The organism is Mesorhizobium sp. BHbdii (genome assembly GCF_053848045.1).
On sequence record NZ_JBSPKX010000004.1, the window covers coordinates 499,052 to 515,224 of the forward strand.

Annotated in this window: 12 protein-coding genes; 11 read left to right on the top strand and 1 reads right to left on the bottom strand. The window is 62.7% G+C overall.

Annotated features, from left to right (window positions below; all coding sequences use genetic code 11):
- Nucleotides 1-307 precede the first annotated feature (307 nt).
- The 5 genes from ACWTU8_RS23015 to ACWTU8_RS23035 all read left to right on the top strand — a co-directional run bounded on the left by ACWTU8_RS23015 (nucleotide 308) and on the right by ACWTU8_RS23035 (nucleotide 8,133).
- Nucleotides 308-1,495 (top strand): magnesium transporter, encoded by a 1,188-nt coding sequence (locus ACWTU8_RS23015; RefSeq protein ID WP_455849954.1) that lies wholly within the window; start codon nucleotides 308-310, stop codon nucleotides 1,493-1,495.
- Nucleotides 1,496-1,619: 124 nt separating this feature from the next.
- Complete coding sequence (locus tag ACWTU8_RS23020) at nucleotides 1,620-3,785, top strand: SulP family inorganic anion transporter (protein ID WP_455849955.1); 2,166 nt, start codon at nucleotides 1,620-1,622, stop codon at nucleotides 3,783-3,785.
- A 311-nt stretch (nucleotides 3,786-4,096) separates the two neighbouring features.
- The gene (locus ACWTU8_RS23025; protein WP_455849956.1) at nucleotides 4,097-5,371 is read left to right on the top strand and encodes a tetratricopeptide repeat protein; all 1,275 of its coding nucleotides are present in this window, start codon (nucleotides 4,097-4,099) and stop codon (nucleotides 5,369-5,371) included.
- Entirely contained in the window at nucleotides 5,368-6,195 is an 828-nt protein-coding gene (locus ACWTU8_RS23030; RefSeq protein ID WP_455849957.1) for a FecR family protein, read from the top strand. The genes ACWTU8_RS23025 and ACWTU8_RS23030 overlap by 4 nt, the downstream gene beginning before the upstream one ends.
- A 15-nt stretch (nucleotides 6,196-6,210) precedes the next feature.
- Nucleotides 6,211-8,133, top strand: coding sequence for a CHASE2 domain-containing protein (locus ACWTU8_RS23035; protein WP_455849958.1), 1,923 nt, complete (start codon nucleotides 6,211-6,213; stop codon nucleotides 8,131-8,133).
- A gap of 14 nt (nucleotides 8,134-8,147) precedes the next feature.
- Here the strand turns inward: ACWTU8_RS23035 and ACWTU8_RS23040 are convergent, their stop codons facing one another.
- Nucleotides 8,148-8,939, bottom strand: a complete 792-nt coding sequence (locus ACWTU8_RS23040; RefSeq protein ID WP_455849959.1) for an IclR family transcriptional regulator — start codon at nucleotides 8,937-8,939, stop codon at nucleotides 8,148-8,150.
- A 232-nt stretch (nucleotides 8,940-9,171) separates the two neighbouring features.
- On the opposite strand from ACWTU8_RS23040, the gene ACWTU8_RS23045 reads away from it, so the two are divergent.
- The 6 genes from ACWTU8_RS23045 to ACWTU8_RS23070 are packed head-to-tail and all read left to right on the top strand — an operon-like array spanning nucleotide 9,172 to nucleotide 16,173.
- Nucleotides 9,172-10,773 carry an ABC transporter substrate-binding protein gene (locus ACWTU8_RS23045; protein WP_455849960.1) on the top strand — a complete coding sequence of 534 codons (1,602 nt, stop codon included), beginning with the start codon at nucleotides 9,172-9,174 and terminating at the stop codon, nucleotides 10,771-10,773.
- Nucleotides 10,774-10,785: 12 nt separating this feature from the next.
- Entirely contained in the window at nucleotides 10,786-11,646 is an 861-nt protein-coding gene (locus ACWTU8_RS23050) for an alpha/beta hydrolase (protein WP_455838898.1), read from the top strand.
- Entirely contained in the window at nucleotides 11,643-13,253 is a 1,611-nt protein-coding gene (gene ggt / locus ACWTU8_RS23055; RefSeq protein ID WP_455849961.1) for a gamma-glutamyltransferase, read from the top strand. The genes ACWTU8_RS23050 and ggt overlap by 4 nt, the downstream gene beginning before the upstream one ends.
- Before the next feature lie 58 nt (nucleotides 13,254-13,311).
- Nucleotides 13,312-14,289 carry an ABC transporter permease gene (locus ACWTU8_RS23060; protein ID WP_455849962.1) on the top strand — a complete coding sequence of 326 codons (978 nt, stop codon included), beginning with the start codon at nucleotides 13,312-13,314 and terminating at the stop codon, nucleotides 14,287-14,289.
- Nucleotide 14,290: 1 nt separating this feature from the next.
- Nucleotides 14,291-15,214, top strand: a complete 924-nt coding sequence (locus ACWTU8_RS23065; RefSeq protein ID WP_455849963.1) for an ABC transporter permease — start codon at nucleotides 14,291-14,293, stop codon at nucleotides 15,212-15,214.
- Nucleotides 15,211-16,173 (top strand): ABC transporter ATP-binding protein, encoded by a 963-nt coding sequence (locus ACWTU8_RS23070; RefSeq protein WP_065007061.1) that lies wholly within the window; start codon nucleotides 15,211-15,213, stop codon nucleotides 16,171-16,173. Before ACWTU8_RS23065 ends, ACWTU8_RS23070 begins: the two co-directional genes overlap by 4 nt.

A 16,173-nucleotide genomic window follows, 5' to 3' on the forward strand; every position in this document is an offset into this window, starting at 1 on the left:
CCCAATGAGCAGGGCCACGACGGCCCAATGCCGACCTTACTTCGCCGCTGGGTTGCGACGTGCTCGCGGAGCCCAGGGATCGACGGTGAATTTCGGCAACACGACAATTCTCTTGGCGACACGCTGACGTTACAGCCCGCCTGTATGCACCCACGCAATGGCTCAGATTTGTCTGGGTTCGGTCTACTCGGCGCCCTGAGAAGGCGAAGATTTCCGGATCGAGGCGCTTGGGCCACCGTGCGCCTGGGCAGAGCGAACCGGTGCGGTCTTTAAGCTCAAGGCGCAACATTAGAGGTTGGGGGAACAGATGAGGCAAGAGAACGACATTCAGAAGTTGGTGCGCACGCTGCGTGCTCGAGCACCTGACGACGCGGCTGAATTGCTAGCCCGAGAGTCTCCCGAGTTCATCCGCGACGCACTAAAGTTGTTACCGGATAGGCACGCCCGGAAGGTGGCGGAGTATTTGCCATCGCAAAGGAGGCCCATCAAATCTCATACCGACGGAAAGGATCTCGCGATCCCCGAGGCCATCGTCGAGCTGATGGACCCGATCCCCGCCAGCGTTGCTGTCGGGACGACGGTAGCCGCCGCGGTCGAGGCCGTCAGGCGCGCGCAGGTGCCGACCGAGTTGACTTACCTCTACATCACTGACGAGGGCGATAAATTGGTTGGCCTGGTGGTCTTGCGCGATCTGATGCTGAGCGAGGCCGACGCGACGGTGGATCAGATCATGCTGGCAAGTCCGTTCGCCCTTCACGTGGATATGCCTTTGAGCGAAGCCTGCAAGGCGGCGGTACGCCGTCACTACCCTGTCTATCCCGTGGTGGACGCGGAGAAACGGCTGCTCGGGCAGGTTCGTGGCTGGCGGCTGTTCGAGCAGCAAATCATCGAGATTTCTGCCCAGCCTGGCCAGATGGTGGGTGTCCAGAAGGAGGAGCGTTCTTTCACGCCGCTGTTTTCAGCCTTCTTAAAACGTCATCCGTGGCTGCAGCTCAACTTGCTGACGGCCTTCATAGCCGCTTTCGTGGTCGGCTCGTTCACAGGCACGATCGAGAAGATCGTCGCCTTGGCGGCGTTCCTTCCGGTGTTGGCCGGACAGAGCGGAAACACCGGCTGCCAGGCGCTGGCTATTACGCTGCGTGGCCTCGCCTTAGGGGATGTGGACAAACGACCGAAGCTGCACCTGGTGCTGAGGGAGGGAGCGCTCGGGATCGCCAACGGCCTGCTCGTCGGTCTCGTGGCGGCCGCGGCCATGTGGTTCTACGCCTCGCAGCAACCGGAGTCGGCATCCCAGGCGCCCATGCTGGCACTTGTGATCCTGCTCGCCATGTCCGGATCGTGCCTCATGTCCGGGATCTCCGGCGTGCTGATCCCGTTGGGCCTGCGGCGGGTTGGCGCCGATCCGGCCGTGGCTTCCGCGATCTTCCTTACCACGGTGACCGATATTGTAGGCATGGGCCTGATGCTGGGGCTGGCCACTACGCTCGTGCTGTAGTGGGTCGCGGCCGCGGACGCGTGCCGACATTAAGGATGGCGTGGGCGGGATCACCGCCGCGAGGTTGTAGGGGCTTTGAATGGTGGTTGAGCAGGTTGGGACACAGACGGATTTTGCGCACCGCTTGAGCGCCGGGCTGGGCGTTCTGGCCCAGGAACTGACCGCAGGTGTGACGACGGCTGGCGTAGCGCTGCCAATGTGCATCTCCTCCGGCGTCCTTGCCCTTTCGCCGCTCGGCGAGGATCGGGTGGCGGAAGGCGCGCTTGCCGGCGTCATCGCGGCCATTGTCGGCGGCATCGTCGCTTCCGTGTTTCAACGGTCGTCCTTCGTGACGACCATGCCCAGCAACTCACTGATCCAGGCCAGCCTGCTGGGATCGCTGCTCGTCGCTCTCGACGGCAACACGACCCAGGCGCTGCTTGCCTTCGTCGGATGCGTGATGCTGGCCGGCTTCTGGATGATCTTCATCGGGGCGACCGGACTCGCCCGAATCGTCAAGCTTGCCCCCCACCCGGTTGTCGCCGGGTTCATCTCGGGCGTTGGCATCCTGATCATCAAGAGTCAGACCCCGGTGCTTCTCGCGGTCTCGTCCTGGAGCGGGGTCGCAGCGGCAGATTTCAGCCTCGCCACTCTGACAAGACTTCCCTTCGGTCTTGCGCTGATCGCGACCATGGTGGTGATCACGCGACATGCACCCAGGATTCCGGCGCTGCTTGCCGGCCTGCTGATCGGCTATCTGATCTACCATGCTGCCCGTCTGTGGGCGCCCGGCATTGAGCTCGGCCCCGTTGTCGGCACGATCGATCTGGGCGGTTGGGCGCCGATAGGCCTACACGACGCTGCCATCGCACTCCGGCTGGGGTTCGGAGATATCTGGTGGACCCTGATCGCCGGCTCGTTGACCCTGGCGATCGTGGGAACGCTTGACACGGTCTTCACCCTGCGCACAGCGCGCAATCTGGCTGACATTCAGATCGGTCCGGACCGCGCCCTTGTCGGGCTGGGCATCGCCAACCTTGTCTCCCCTATTATGGGCGGGCTGTTCGTCTCCACGTCAGCCTCGCTGACTGCCGCCAACCATCGTGCCGGTGGGCGCACGCGCGCCTCGACATTTGCGAGCCGGGCGGTGCTGCTTGCGGCCATCCTTGCGTTCCCGGGTCTGATCTTCTCGATGCCGCTGGTTGTGCTGGCCGCCATTCTGGTTTTCGTCGGCATCAATACCATAGACCGTTGGGCGCTGCGGACCGCGCGCCAGGCACTCTTCGGCAAGGATGCGACGGGCCGCATCCAGGCACAGCGCAATATCGGCGTCGTCGCTACGGTGGCGCTCGCCACAGTGCTTGGCCAACCCGTTGTCGGCGCCGTGGTCGGCGTGGCGCTGGCCTGCATCGTCTTCATGATCGAAATGAACCGGCCCGTGGTGCGGCGAAAGGAGATAGTCGGCAAGACGCGCTCCAGGCGCATCCGTTCCACAGCTCAGAACGAGTTGCTGGCGGCCCACGAGCGGGAGCTTGCAGTCTTCGAGCTGCAGGGGGTGCTATTCTTTGGCAATGCCGATGAGCTCGCGGAGGAGATCGACCGGCTGCCCATCGCCGTGCGGGTGATCATTCTCGATTTCCGCGCCGTCAGCGACATCGACGCCTCCGGCGCATTGACATTGGAGCAGATCGCCGCTCGGTGCGCCAGGCGTGGTCAGCGGTTGTTCTTCAGTGACCTCAAGGATGCCCAGGTTCTGGAGGAGTGCACGTCGCAACCTAATGGACCGAATATCTACCCCGACCTCGAAACAGCGCTGGAGCGCTTCGAGGAGGAAATCGTGCAGCGGACCGACAGTGCAGCCCGCTCGGTGATAGAGGTGCCACTCGAACGCACCGATTTCGGCATGACCACGCAGCCGGAAGATTTGAAGGTGCTGATGAGCTATCTCGACCACGTCGAATTCCCCAAAGGCGCCGTGCTGTGCCGCGCTGGCGATCCGGCGGACCGACTGTGGATGCTGACGCGCGGCTGTATCAGCGTCTGGGTAACTACGCCTGGTGGGCGGCGCCGGCTGGCGAGCATCGGGGCTGGATGCACAGTGGGGGAAATGGGCTTCCTGACCGAGCGACCACGCTCGACGGACGTGATCGCGGACGAGGACGTTGTTGCCCATAAGCTGACCTCGTCGGCGTTCAACAAGATAACAAAGGCTAGGCCGCACATTGCGCAGGCCGTCCTGAGAAGCATCGCCCGCCAGCTCTCCGACCGCTTGCGCAACGCGACGGAAGACCTTCGGATGAGCTACATGTGACACTTGATGCGTCAGGCGGCGACCAGATATGCGCAGAATCGCGCAAACAATATTGATCTTGTCGGCTGCGCGATCCACGGCTGATTATGATTTGGCTTAGTTGCCGTTTGTAGAGAATACTTCTCGAAGTCCAGCAACGCTGAGAAGATGCTTGGCCAACCAGGGTAGGCGAAATGCGAATGAACCCGATAGTTTGTTGCGCAGCTGCAACAGCTGCTGAAGACTCGGAAGGTTTTGTGACAGTTCTGTCGCTTTTTTTCGTGCAGGCGTGCTAGATCGCTGCACTAGTCGGGTTGGGTGGGGTTCTCGGCATGCATTCCTCGTTTTCAATGATCTTCGGCTTCGCCGCGGCGCTGCTTTGCACCGGCATATCGCCGGCCGGCGCACAAGGTCTCTATCCGGCCTATGACGATGCTTTTTCAGCCCGCATCGCCAGTCCGGCCGACAACGGAACGCTCGCCCAGTTCGTCACGGTTGCCGTCAACGCCGGGCAGTACGATCAGGCGATCTCCTCAATCGAGCAGTATCTGATCAAATATCCCCGCGATGCCCGCGCCCGGCTTGCGGCCAGCCGGTTGTACTATCATGTCGGCTCCTATGAATTGGCCCGGCGGCAGGTGCAATACGGCATCGAGGTCGGGGGCCTGTCCGCGGCTGAGCAGCAGGAAGCTGTTCGCCTGCTTGCCCGCATCGAGCGCGCGTTGCGTGGCGTCACTTGGGAACTCGCCCTGACCGGCGGCGTGTTCAGCGCATTCACCGATTTTGAGCCCGGCGGGGCCCAGGACGACGACAGCTTCGTCTCGCCCTATGGGCGGGCGGAAGGCTTTGTGCGATGGGACCTCGGCACGCCAAGTGCCGACGCTCTCCTTCTTTCAGGGTCGTTGACGGCGACACAGCGTTTTTTCACGCCAGACCTGTCGGTTCCGGGCAGCAAGGAGACTTTCATCCACGGCAACGCCGCGATCACCTGGGACAAGGGGCTGCCCAACAGTGGGATCGATTCGCTGCGCCTGCTGCTTTCGGCGTTTACCGTTACAGATCGTTTCGACAGCGATATCCACGAAACCGGCATCGGCCTCAGTGGGCGCTTTCTTGTGCGCCCGACCGTCGAGACGACGCTTTTTGCAGGCGGCGGCTACATCGATCTAAGCGCCTCGCAAGGCATTTTCGCCGATAGCAGGGTTTTCTATGAGGCAGGCGGCAGCTACCGCTTCCGCAATGGCCAGGCGCTCGGATTGCGCCTGGTCGGCTCGAATGACTTCGCCTCCGGATCTGGCGAAATCGGCCACAGCTACATGAGCGAGATCCGCTACGGCGGCCTGTTGATGAACGTACCGGATCTTTTCGCATGGTCGCACCAGGTCGCCTTCTCGGCCGGCCACAGCGACACTCCCGATCTGTCCGTTGGCGTCGGCACAAATATCAAGAGCGACTTCTGGCGCATTGCCTCGGAAAGCGATTTTCAGCTCACGGAGTCGCAGAAGATCAGCGTCGATCTCGCCTATCGCGAAATCAACTTCGACATCGCCAGCCGCGACCGAAAATCGTTCGAAATGCTCATGAGCTACACGTTGACGCTCAATTGAAAGAGGCCGCGATGAGGAACCCGTACCGTCAGATCGCCATTTTTGTCGCCTGCCTTACCTTTGCGGCACCATCCGCCGCTGAAACGATCGGGTCGATGACGGCCTACCAGACCAACATCGTCCGCAATGACAGCGGGACGATGAGTGTCGGTGCCGGCGTCGAACTCGGCGATCAGTTGCGCAGCAATCCCACTGGTCTTGGAATGTTGGTGTTCCGGGACGAATCGAGCGCCAAGATTGGTCCGAACACCAGCCTGACGATCGATGAATTCGTCTACAATCCGGGCTCCGGATCGGGAAAGATCGACGTCGGGATGAACAGCGGCCTGGCCCGTTTTTATGGCGGCCAGATTTCCAAAGGCGGCGTCATGCAGGTTGCGACGCCGCATATGGTGCTCGGGGCCAGAGGCGGCATCATCGAAGTACTGGTGGCAGCCGGCCAGACCGTCGGCATACTGCGCGCCGGCCGCATGACCTGCACGATGAATGGCAAACGGCTGGTCATCACCAACCCGGGCTACGCCTGCACATCGGAAAATGGCAAGCTGCTGACCGGCTACGGCGGAATCGACACGTTCCCGATATTGGACAGCATCGACCGGATAGCCGGCACCGGTCTGCCAGGCGCACCGGGTCCTGGATTGGACGTAAGCGCGATTTGTGCGTCGGCACTCGGCGGCTCGCTCAAAGCCTGCGAGTCCACCGACGGCGCATTGCCAGGCGTGGTCATGGAGTTCCCCGACAGCCTAACACCACCCGTGGGCGGCGGCGGGGATAACGGTGGGTGTGAGGGTGAGGGTTGCTGCTATCCAGACTGCAGGTAGACCCGCCCGACCGGCATGAGCCCCGAGTTCGATTGGCGGCAAGCTGCCAGGCGCAAAATATCCGGTCTCCTGGTCGTGCTCTTGCTGCTCGCTTGCCATTTGGCTTTCGACGGGCCGCTGTCGCGCCTCCGCGAACGCACGTACGACTTCTACCAGTTTCTCGCCCCGCGCCAGGCGACGAGCAATCCTGTCGTGATCGTCTCGATAGACGACGCCAGCCTCAAGGCACATGGGCGATGGCCTTGGAACCGTGGCCTTTTGGCTGATCTGGTCGATGGCATCAGCGGGTCTGGTGCCGCGGTGATCGGGCTTGCGCTGGTGCTGCCCGAGGCCGACACCTCGCCTGACGGTATCGCCGGAGACAAGCGCCTGGCAACGGCGCTGTCGAAAAACCGGACGGCGCTTGCCGTCAGCCTGGGCAACGAGGCGACGGTTTCAGAAGCAGAGCCCAAAGCCGGCTGGTCGATTGTCGGGCAAGTACCCGACACACTTCCCGGCTTCACCGGCCTGACCGGCTCGCTTGCCGAATTCTCGAGCGCCGCTGCGGGCCTCGGCGTAATTCGCACCTTGCCCGATACCGACGGCGTACTACGCCATGTGCCGCTGCTCTGGCTCCGAAATACGGCTCAAGGCGTTCAGCTCTGGCCGTCCTTCGCGCTCGAACTCCTGCGCCTCTACGCCGGAGAGAACGGCTACGTAGCCCGGATGAATGCCGCCGGGTTTGACGCGCTCAGGATGGCCGGGACCATCGTGCCACTCGAGCCGCAGGGCAGCATCCGCCTCTGGGAAACCGACACCAATACGCCGCGCATATCTGCCGGTAGTATTCTTTCGGGCCGCGGCGATCCGCTGCTGCGGAACGCCATCGCCATTGTCGACCTGTCGGCCGTGGGATTGACGCAGTACCTGCCAACCCCGACGCGTCCGGCGCGACCAGGCGTGGACATCCACGCTGATGCAATCGGCCAGATGCTTGCCGCGCGCTATCTTGCAGAGCCAACGCAAGCGCGTACGCTGGAGCGGCTGTGGTTGGTCCTCAGTGGCATCGTTTTCATCGGACTTTCGGGAGTTCTCGCCCAGCGTGTCATGCTTGGCGCCCTCGCTCTGGCGCTCCTTGTTGCTACGCCCTTCGCGTTCGGCGCTCTCGAATACAGCCTGCAGGGTAAGCTCTACGACCCACTACAGCCGGCGCTTGCGACGATCCTCTTAGCAGGCTTCGAAGGCTATGTCCTCTACCGGCGCAGCGAGCAGCGCCGGTCCACCCTGGCACGGCAGTTTTCCCAATATCTGTCGCCCTCCGTGGTGCAGCGCCTCGCAAATTCTGATACCGAAGCGATCCTGTCCGGAGAGAAGCGCGAGATCACAATCCTGCTGAGTGACATACGCGGCTTCACGGCGATGAGCGAACAACTCGATGCACAAGAAATCGCAAAGGTGGTCAACCACTTCCTCGGCCTCGCGACCGATGAGATACTCAAGCGCGACGGGACCATCGATAAGTTCATGGGCGATGCCGTGCTAGCCTTCTGGAACGCGCCGCTTGACCAGCCAGATCATCGCGAGCGTGCGCTCGAAGCGGGGCTTGCCCTGATCGAACGGGTGAAGCGCGAAAACGCCGCGTTCACCGCGCGCGGGCACCCCTCTATCCAAATCGGCGTCGCCATCGAGACTGGCATCTGCTCCGTAGGGAATTTCGGCTCCGAACGGCGCTTCGATTACACTGCGATCGGCTCGCCGGTGAACCGCGCGGCACGGCTCGAGTCAACCACCAAAAAGCTGCGCATCCCTCTGGTGCTTGGTCCCGGATTTGCGCAAGGAGCATCGATGCCGGTTGTGCAGGCAGGCGCCTTTGAACTCCAAGGCTTCAAGGGCGAGGTGTCGATTTTCACCGTTCCGGAGATACACCCCTCGTCACAATCCGCCAAGGAAGTCGTGTGATGTTTGGCACCGGTTCAACTCGCCATCTCATTGGCCGGCGAGCGAAAGCCAAGGGCGGCAGAAATACGATGGGCGGCCCCGGCTACCATATCGCCCAGTTCGCTTATGCGCTCTTCCGGCACCCGGTTTTCCGGGGCAGCGATGTTCAGCGCCGCGATTATCTTGCCCGGTGCCACGAACACCGGTGCGGTGATCGAAATCAGATCGTCGTTGATCTCGCCGCGACTGACGAAAAACTTCGCCTTGCGGATTTGCTCGAGCCCGCCCCTTAGAAGCCGAGGATCGGTCACAGTTTTTTTGGTGAAGCGCTTCAACGGGCCGGAAAGAATGGCCTCGCGCTCCTCATCATCCATATGGGCCAGGAACGCCTTGCTCGAACCGGCATGTAGCGGACGCCGGCGGCCGACAATCGCATTGACGCGAAGGTCCCGCTTCGGCTCCCATTTGGCGACGCAAAGGCTTTCCTGGTCATCGCGGATTCGCAGCTGGGTGGTTTCGCCGATCTCCTGACCGAGTTCTTCCAGAACAGGGTTTGCAATGCGGATCAGGTCCATCTGTTCGCTGGCGGCGTGGCCGAGCATCAGCGCGGCGAGGCCGAGACGATAGCCTTTTCCATCCGATGACCGCGCCAGGAGACCGCGTCGCACCAGCGTCTGCAAAAGCCGGAAAGCACGTGCCTTGCTGTCGCCGGAACGCCGCGCGATTTCGGAAACGCCAAGATCGGCCTCTCCGGCCACAGTCTGCAGCAAGCTGATCGCGCGATCGACGGAATCGACTGTGTACCGGGTGTCTGCCTGATTGGTCATTTCTCGTTTCCTCGCCAAAACTCTCATGCTGAAGCCTAAACGAGAAAATGTGTCTCGTCTAGTGAAACGACGGTTTATCTGTATTGACAAACGGAGAAGCTTTAGTTTCAACTCGCCGTCAGGAAGGAGGCCGGCACCGTCAGCGGATCCTAGGCTGGGCTCGATGATGGCAAGCGGCAGCGGAAAAGAACTCCTCCGACGGAACTATCCAGAGTGGACACGGAGAGAACCAATGATGAACCGGACAATATCGCGCCGTGCGCTGATGCAATGGGCGCTCGGGGGTGCCGCTGTCTTGCAAGGCATTAGCTGGACGGGGCTTGCCCAGGCCGCGGCAAATGGCCAGCTGCGGATCGGCATGGCTGCTCCGCCGACGACGCTAGACCCGCATCTGAAGAGCAATGCGCCGAACAACGCGCTTGCCACCCACATCTACGACACGCTTGTCATCAACGACGAAAAATCGATCTCCAGACCGGGGCTCGCGACGGCCTGGCGCGTGGTCGACGACACCCATTGGGAGTTCGACCTGCGGCCCGACGTGCGCTTCAGCGACGGCGAGCCGCTCACCGTAGACGACATCGTCGTCTCATTCGACCGGGCCAACACCATCGAAAGCACGGCGTCGTTCCGGACCTACACGCGCAACATCAACTCGATCACCTCGCCCCAACGCGGCAAGCTTCTCATCGAAACCAAACAGCCGGAGCCGCTTCTGCCCAACTCCCTCAGTCGCATTCGCATCATCCGCGCCAAGTTCAAGGATACCCCTAGCGATCAGTTCAACAACGGCACCGCGGCGATCGGCACCGGCCCGTATGTGCTGAAGGAATATGTTTCCGGCAACCGTGTCGCGCTTTCCGCCAATCCAAACTACTGGGGACCGAAGCCTGCTTTGCCGGACGTCGAGCTCCGCATCGTCACCGATGCCGGCGCGCGGCTTGCCAACCTGCTCGCCGGCGATCTCGATCTCGTTGAACAGGTGCCCTACGAGGGTGTTGCTCGCGTCGAAAAAGACGAGCGCTTTCACATCATTCGCGGCGTCTCGAGCCGGGTCGTCTTCTTCTCGCTGGACACGTTCCGGGACGTCACGCCCTTCATCACTGGCAAGGACGGCAAGCCGCTCGACCGCAACCCGCTGAAGGATCTGCGCGTGCGGCAGGCGCTGTCCATGGCGATCGACCGCAGCGCCATTGTGGAGCGCTTGATGCAGGGCAATGCCATTGTCGCTTCGCAGTTTCTGCCTGCCGGCGCCCCGGGCACCTCGGCTGCTATCAAACCCGTTCCATTCGACGCTGCAAAAGCCAAGGCCCTGCTCGCCGAGGCTGGCTACCCCGAGGGCTTCCGACTGACGATCCACGGGCCCAATGATCGTATCGTCAACGATTCGAAGATCGTGCAGGCCGTGGCCCAGATGTTCTCCCGCATCGGCCTGGAAGTCAGCGTCGAGGTCATGCCCTGGTCGGTTTATGCCGACAAGGCGGATGCCCATGAGTTCAGCATCAATCTGGACTCCTGGGGCGTCAACACGGGCGAAACCTCTAACCCGATGACAGCGCTGGTCGCGACGCAGAACCCGGATGCCGGTATGGGTATTGCCAATTCGGGCCGCTACTCCAACCCCGATCTCGATGCCAAACTGGCTGTGGCTAAGCGGACGCTGGACGATGCCAAACGCGAAAAGATGCTCTCGGAGCTCAGCGAGATCGTCTTCAACGACGTCGCCCTGATTCCGATGCACCATGAGGTCCTCGTCGTGGCTGCCCGGAAGGACCTTCAGTTCACGACGCGGGCCGACCAGTATACGCTGGCGATGAATGCCAAGACTGTCTGAGGAGTTGTAGACTTGACGAGCATCGCCACGGGATCCGTCGCGGATCGCGGTCGCGCTACATACGATCTTGGCGCGACCGCCATCTTTGCTTCCAAATCAGACCCACGCTTCCACTATTGCCTGTATGTACCGCCCGCGGTTGGGGAAGGCGCCCAAGTCGACCTGCTGGTGGCCGTCCATGGCACTGGCCGCACCTCGTTCCTGGGTTTCCGCGACGCGTTCGCCGAGTTCGGACGCTGGAACGACTGCGCCATCTTGTGCCCGGTGTTTCCAATGGGCGTTCTCGGCGACGACGCCCGCAGCGGATACAAATACATGATCGAGGGCGACATCCGCTACGATCAGGTGCTGCTCGCCATAGTCGAGGAAGTTGTCGCGAAATACCGTCAGGACTGGACCCGTTTCGCCATGTTCGGATTTTCCGGCGGCGGGCACTTCACCCATCGCTTCGCCATCCTCCATCCCGACAGGCTCTGGGCGGCGTCGATCGGTGCGCCAGGCTCGGTGACCTTGCTCGATCCCACGCGGGACTGGTGGGTGGGCATTCGCGACCTGGCGGAGAGGTTCGGCATCACCTTCGACGCCGCAGCGCTGGCAAAAGTGCCGGTCCAGATGATCGTCGGCGATGCCGACCTGGAGACCTGGGAAATCACGCATGTCCAAGGCAGCACCCATTGGATGCCGGGCGCCAACGATGCAGGACAAACGAGGCCGGAACGCCTCAGGACGTTGTGTCGATCGTTCGAGGAAGCCGGTGTGCGCGTACGCTTTGATTTGTTGCCCGGGGTATCCCACGAACGCGACGCGGTTCTCGATCCGGTCAAGGATTTCCTGGCCCAGGCGCTCAAGGAACGACGGAACGCCTCAAGATGAACGCAATGATCGTTGCGCCGCAGCCGGAGGCGGTCGAGGCGGGCGCGCTGGTGCTCAAACGCGGCGGCAACGCCGTCGATGCGGCGATCGCCTGCGCTTTCATGCAAGGCGTCGTCGACCCTCAAATGGCCGGCATCGGGGGGTTTGGCTCGATGCAGGTCTACATGCCGCGACGCGGCGTGCATGAGGTGCTTGAATTTTACGCCAGGGCGCCGCTCAAAGCATCGCCCGAAATGTGGAGCGACCTCCTGGTCGGCCAGTCTCGCGATGGCTTCGCCTTTCTGCTGGAAGGCGGCATCAGCGAGATCGGCTACCTCGCCGTCTGCACGCCGGGCAGTATCAAGGGTTATGCCGAGGCGCTGGCGAGATATGGCACTTTTGAATGGGCCGACGTCGTCGCACCCGCCGCCACGCAGGCGAGGCGAGGCTTCATGGTCCGCCCGCATGTCCACTGGTATTGGTCGCAGGACGGCGTCGATACCGGCGAAGTGCGGACACTTGACAAGCTGCGCTTCAGCAACACGGGGCGCGCAATCTATTTTCGCTCTGACGGCACGGTGAAGCTGCCAGGTGACGTCGTCGTCAACACCGATCTCGCTCAAACGCTCGAGCGCATCGCGGCGGCCGGTCCCGACATTTTCTACAAGGGCGAGATCGCCGAAGAAATCGCCGCCGACATGGCCGCCAACCGAGGCCTCATCGGGACGGATGATCTGGCGTGCTACGAGCTCTCTACCGCGCAACCGCTCTGGGGCGAGTATCGCGGCTACGATATCGCGACCAGCCCGCCGCCCGCCAGCGGCATATCCATGCTGCAATTGCTCCACATCCTCGCGCATTTTGATGTCGGAGCCATGGAGCATGGCGGTGCCGAGCACATCGTCCTGCTGGCAGAGGCGATGAAGCGCATGACCATCGACAAGGACCGCCACCTCGGCGATCCTGCCTATGTTGACGTGCCGATCGGGCGGCTGCTGTCCCGCGATTATTGCGGCGGGCTTGCCGCCGAGATCAAGGCTGGGCTGCGCGCCAGGATCGAACGCGTCGACGACCGGTCGCCGCGCGAGACGACTCATATTTCGGTGGTCGACCGGGAGGGCAACGCCGTCGCCTTGACCCACACGCTGGGCAGTCCGTCGGGGGCGATCACCGATGGCTTGGGTTTCATGTACAACGGAACGATGAGCCGCTTCGACCCAAGGCCGGGCAGGGCCGGATCGCTGGCTCCCGGCAAGCGGCGGGCCAGCTCTGCGGCGCCCACCATCGTCTTCAAGGACGACCGGCCTGTGATCGTCATGGGAGCGCCCGGCGGCAGCTATATCGCGCCGTCCATGGCGCAGGGCCTGATGAACCTCATTGATTTCAATATGAGCATGCCGGAAGCGGTGGCCGCCCCGAGGATCGTGGCGGTGTCGAATACAATCGACGTCTCCAATCGCATTCCGCGCTATGTCACTGAAGAAATCGAGGGCAGGGGCTACGAGGTGAAGCGCTCCTGGCAAAGTTACGCTTTTGCCGCCCTTCACGGCATCCAGATCGAAGACGGAGTTTGCCGCGGCGGTGCCGATCCGCAGCGCGACGGCATGGCGATGGCGGTGCCGGCGTGATGTGCCGCGCACAGACGACCGACGAGCCTTTCCGGCAATCAGGCTGGAGAGCGATGCCATGACCGCAGCCGTCGTGCGCCGGCTGCTCCAGGCCGTGATGGTCATGTTCGCCATGACGGTCATCGTCTTCATCGCGATCAACGTCATCGGCGATCCCGTCGACATTTTGATCTCGCCCGACGCCGATCAGATCGAGCGCGCGCGCGTCGTCCAGGCCCTCGGGCTCGACCTGCCGCTTTGGCAGCAGTATCTCCGCTTCCTCTGGGCGGCGCTGCATGGCGACCTTGGCGAGAGCTACGTCTACAACGAGCCGGCGATCAAGGTGATCCTGGAGCGACTGCCGGCGACGCTCGAGCTGGCCGTCTCTGCCATCCTCATCGCCATCGTCGTCGGCGTGCCGCTCGGGCTTTATGCCGGGCTGCGGCCGGACGGCATCTTGAGCCGCGTCATCATGACCGTCAGCATCCTCGGCTTCTCGCTGCCGACCTTCTGGGTCGGGCTGGTGCTGATCATGTTTTTCGGCGTGCAACTCGGCTGGTTGCCGAGCGGCGGGCGCGGCCAGACCGCCGAACTGTTCGGTGTCCAATGGGCGTTCCTGACCAAAGACGGCCTTGCCCACCTGATCCTACCGGCGGTGAACCTCGCCTTGTTCGACGCCTGCCTCATTCTACGCCTGACGCGCGCCGGCGTCGCCGAAGTCCTGCCGCTCGATTTCGTCAAGTTCGCACGGGCCAAGGGCCTCAAAGAAACGCGCGTGATCGGCGTCCACGTCTCGAAGAACATCATGATCCCGGTGGTGACCATCATCGGCCTGGAATTCGGCTCTATCGTCGCCTTCTCGGTTGTCACCGAAAGCGTCTTCAGCTGGCCGGGCATGGGCAAGTTGATCATCGACAGCATCAACGTGCTGGACCGTCCGATCATCACTGCTTACCTGATGGCGATCGTCGCCTTCTTCGTCATCATCAATCTCGTGGTCGACCTGACCTATACAGCACTCGACCCGCGGGTGCGGCTCCAGGGCGAGGGATCGTGAGATGAGCGTCGACACCTTGCCGCCGCCGATGCCGGTCGAGGCCGAAAAGGGTGAAGAGGCGCCGTTTCAAGTGCTCGTGCGGGCATTCTTCCGCTCGCCCGCCGCCGTTACCGGTTTCGTGCTGCTGACCGCGATCATCGGGCTGGCGCTGCTTGCGCCGCTTATAGCGCCGCAAAATCCCTACGACCTGAACCAGCTCGACATCATGGACAGTCGCCTGCCGCCCGGCTCGCAATCGATGACGGGCACGACGTTCTGGCTCGGCACCGACGACCAGGGTCGTGACATGCTTTCCGGCATCATCTATGGCCTGCGCATATCGCTCGGCGTCGGCGTCAGCTCGGCGCTTTTCGCAGCGCTGTTCGGCGCCTCGTTGGGCCTGCTCGCCGCCTATGTCGGCGGTCGGACCGAGACGGCGATCATGCGCATCGTCGATCTGCAACTCTCCTTCCCCTCCATTCTCGTTGCGCTGATGATCCTCGCCTTTCTCGGCAAAGGAATCCTCAACGTTGTACTCGCTCTGGTGATCGTCGAATGGGCGACCTACGCGCGTGCCGCGCGCGGCACGGCGCTGGTGGAGCGGCGCAAGGAATACATGGAAGCAGCGGAGTCGCTCGCTATTCCACGATGGCGCATTCTGTTCGTCCATCTGCTGCCCAACTGCCTGCCGCCGCTGATCGTGATCGCGACGGTGCAGGTGGCGCGCGCCATCTCGCTGGAGGCGACCTTATCCTTCCTTGGCCTGGGTGTGCCGATCACCGAGCCCAGTCTCGGCCTGCTGGTCGCCAACGGCTACCAGTACATGCTCTCCGGCATGACCTGGATCAGCTTCTATCCGGGCGTAGCACTGCTGATTACCGTGGTTGCGATCAACCTCGTCGGCGATCGGCTGCGCGACGTGCTCAACCCGCGGGGGCGCGAATGAATGCGACCGTACTCGAAGTCCGCGATCTCAGGACCCATTTCGGACAAGCAAAAGCCGTCGACGGCGTCTCGTTCAGCGTCGCGCGCGGCGAGGTTCTGGGTCTCGTCGGCGAAAGCGGGTCCGGCAAGTCGGTCACTGGCTTTTCCATCATCGGCCTGGTCGATCCGCCCGGGACGATCGTCGGCGGTCAGATCGTCTTCAACGGCCGCGACATCACCCGCTCCAGCCGCGAGGAGATGCGAGCGCTGCGCGGCCGCCGCATGGCCATGATCTTCCAGGATCCGATGATGACGTTGAACCCGGTCCTGCGCATCGATACGCAGATGATCGAGGCGGTGCAGGCGCATGAAAACGTCTCGCGCACCGATGCCAGGGCGCGGGCGCGCGACGCGCTCGGTATGGTCGGGATTCCGAGCCCGGACGAGCGGCTGCAGGCCTATCCGCATCAGTTTTCCGGCGGCATGCGCCAGCGCGTGGTTATCGCTATCGCGCTGCTGCACCAGCCGGACTTCATCATTGCCGACGAGCCGACCACTGCGCTCGATGTGACGATCCAGGCGCAGATTCTCGCCGAGATGCAAAAGCTCGTGGCGCAGAACAACACGTCGCTGATCTGGATCACGCATGATCTCGCCGTCGTCTCGCGGCTCGCCGACCGGATCGCCGTGATGTATGCGGGCCGCATCGTCGAATCCGGTCCGGTGTCGGACGTTCTCGCCCGTCCGCTGCACCCTTATACCGCAGGTCTGATCGACTCCGTTCCCAGCCGCAACCAGCGCGGCGAGCGGCTTCGGCAGATCCCCGGAATGGCGCCCAGTGTTGCGCGGCTGCCGACCGGATGCGCTTTCGCCCCGCGCTGCGCACGTGCCGATGCGGTGTGCGCCCAGGCGGTGCCGCTGTTCGCTGCTGGCCCGCGCGAGCACCGTTGCGTCCATCCCTTGCCGGAGCTCCGCGTATGA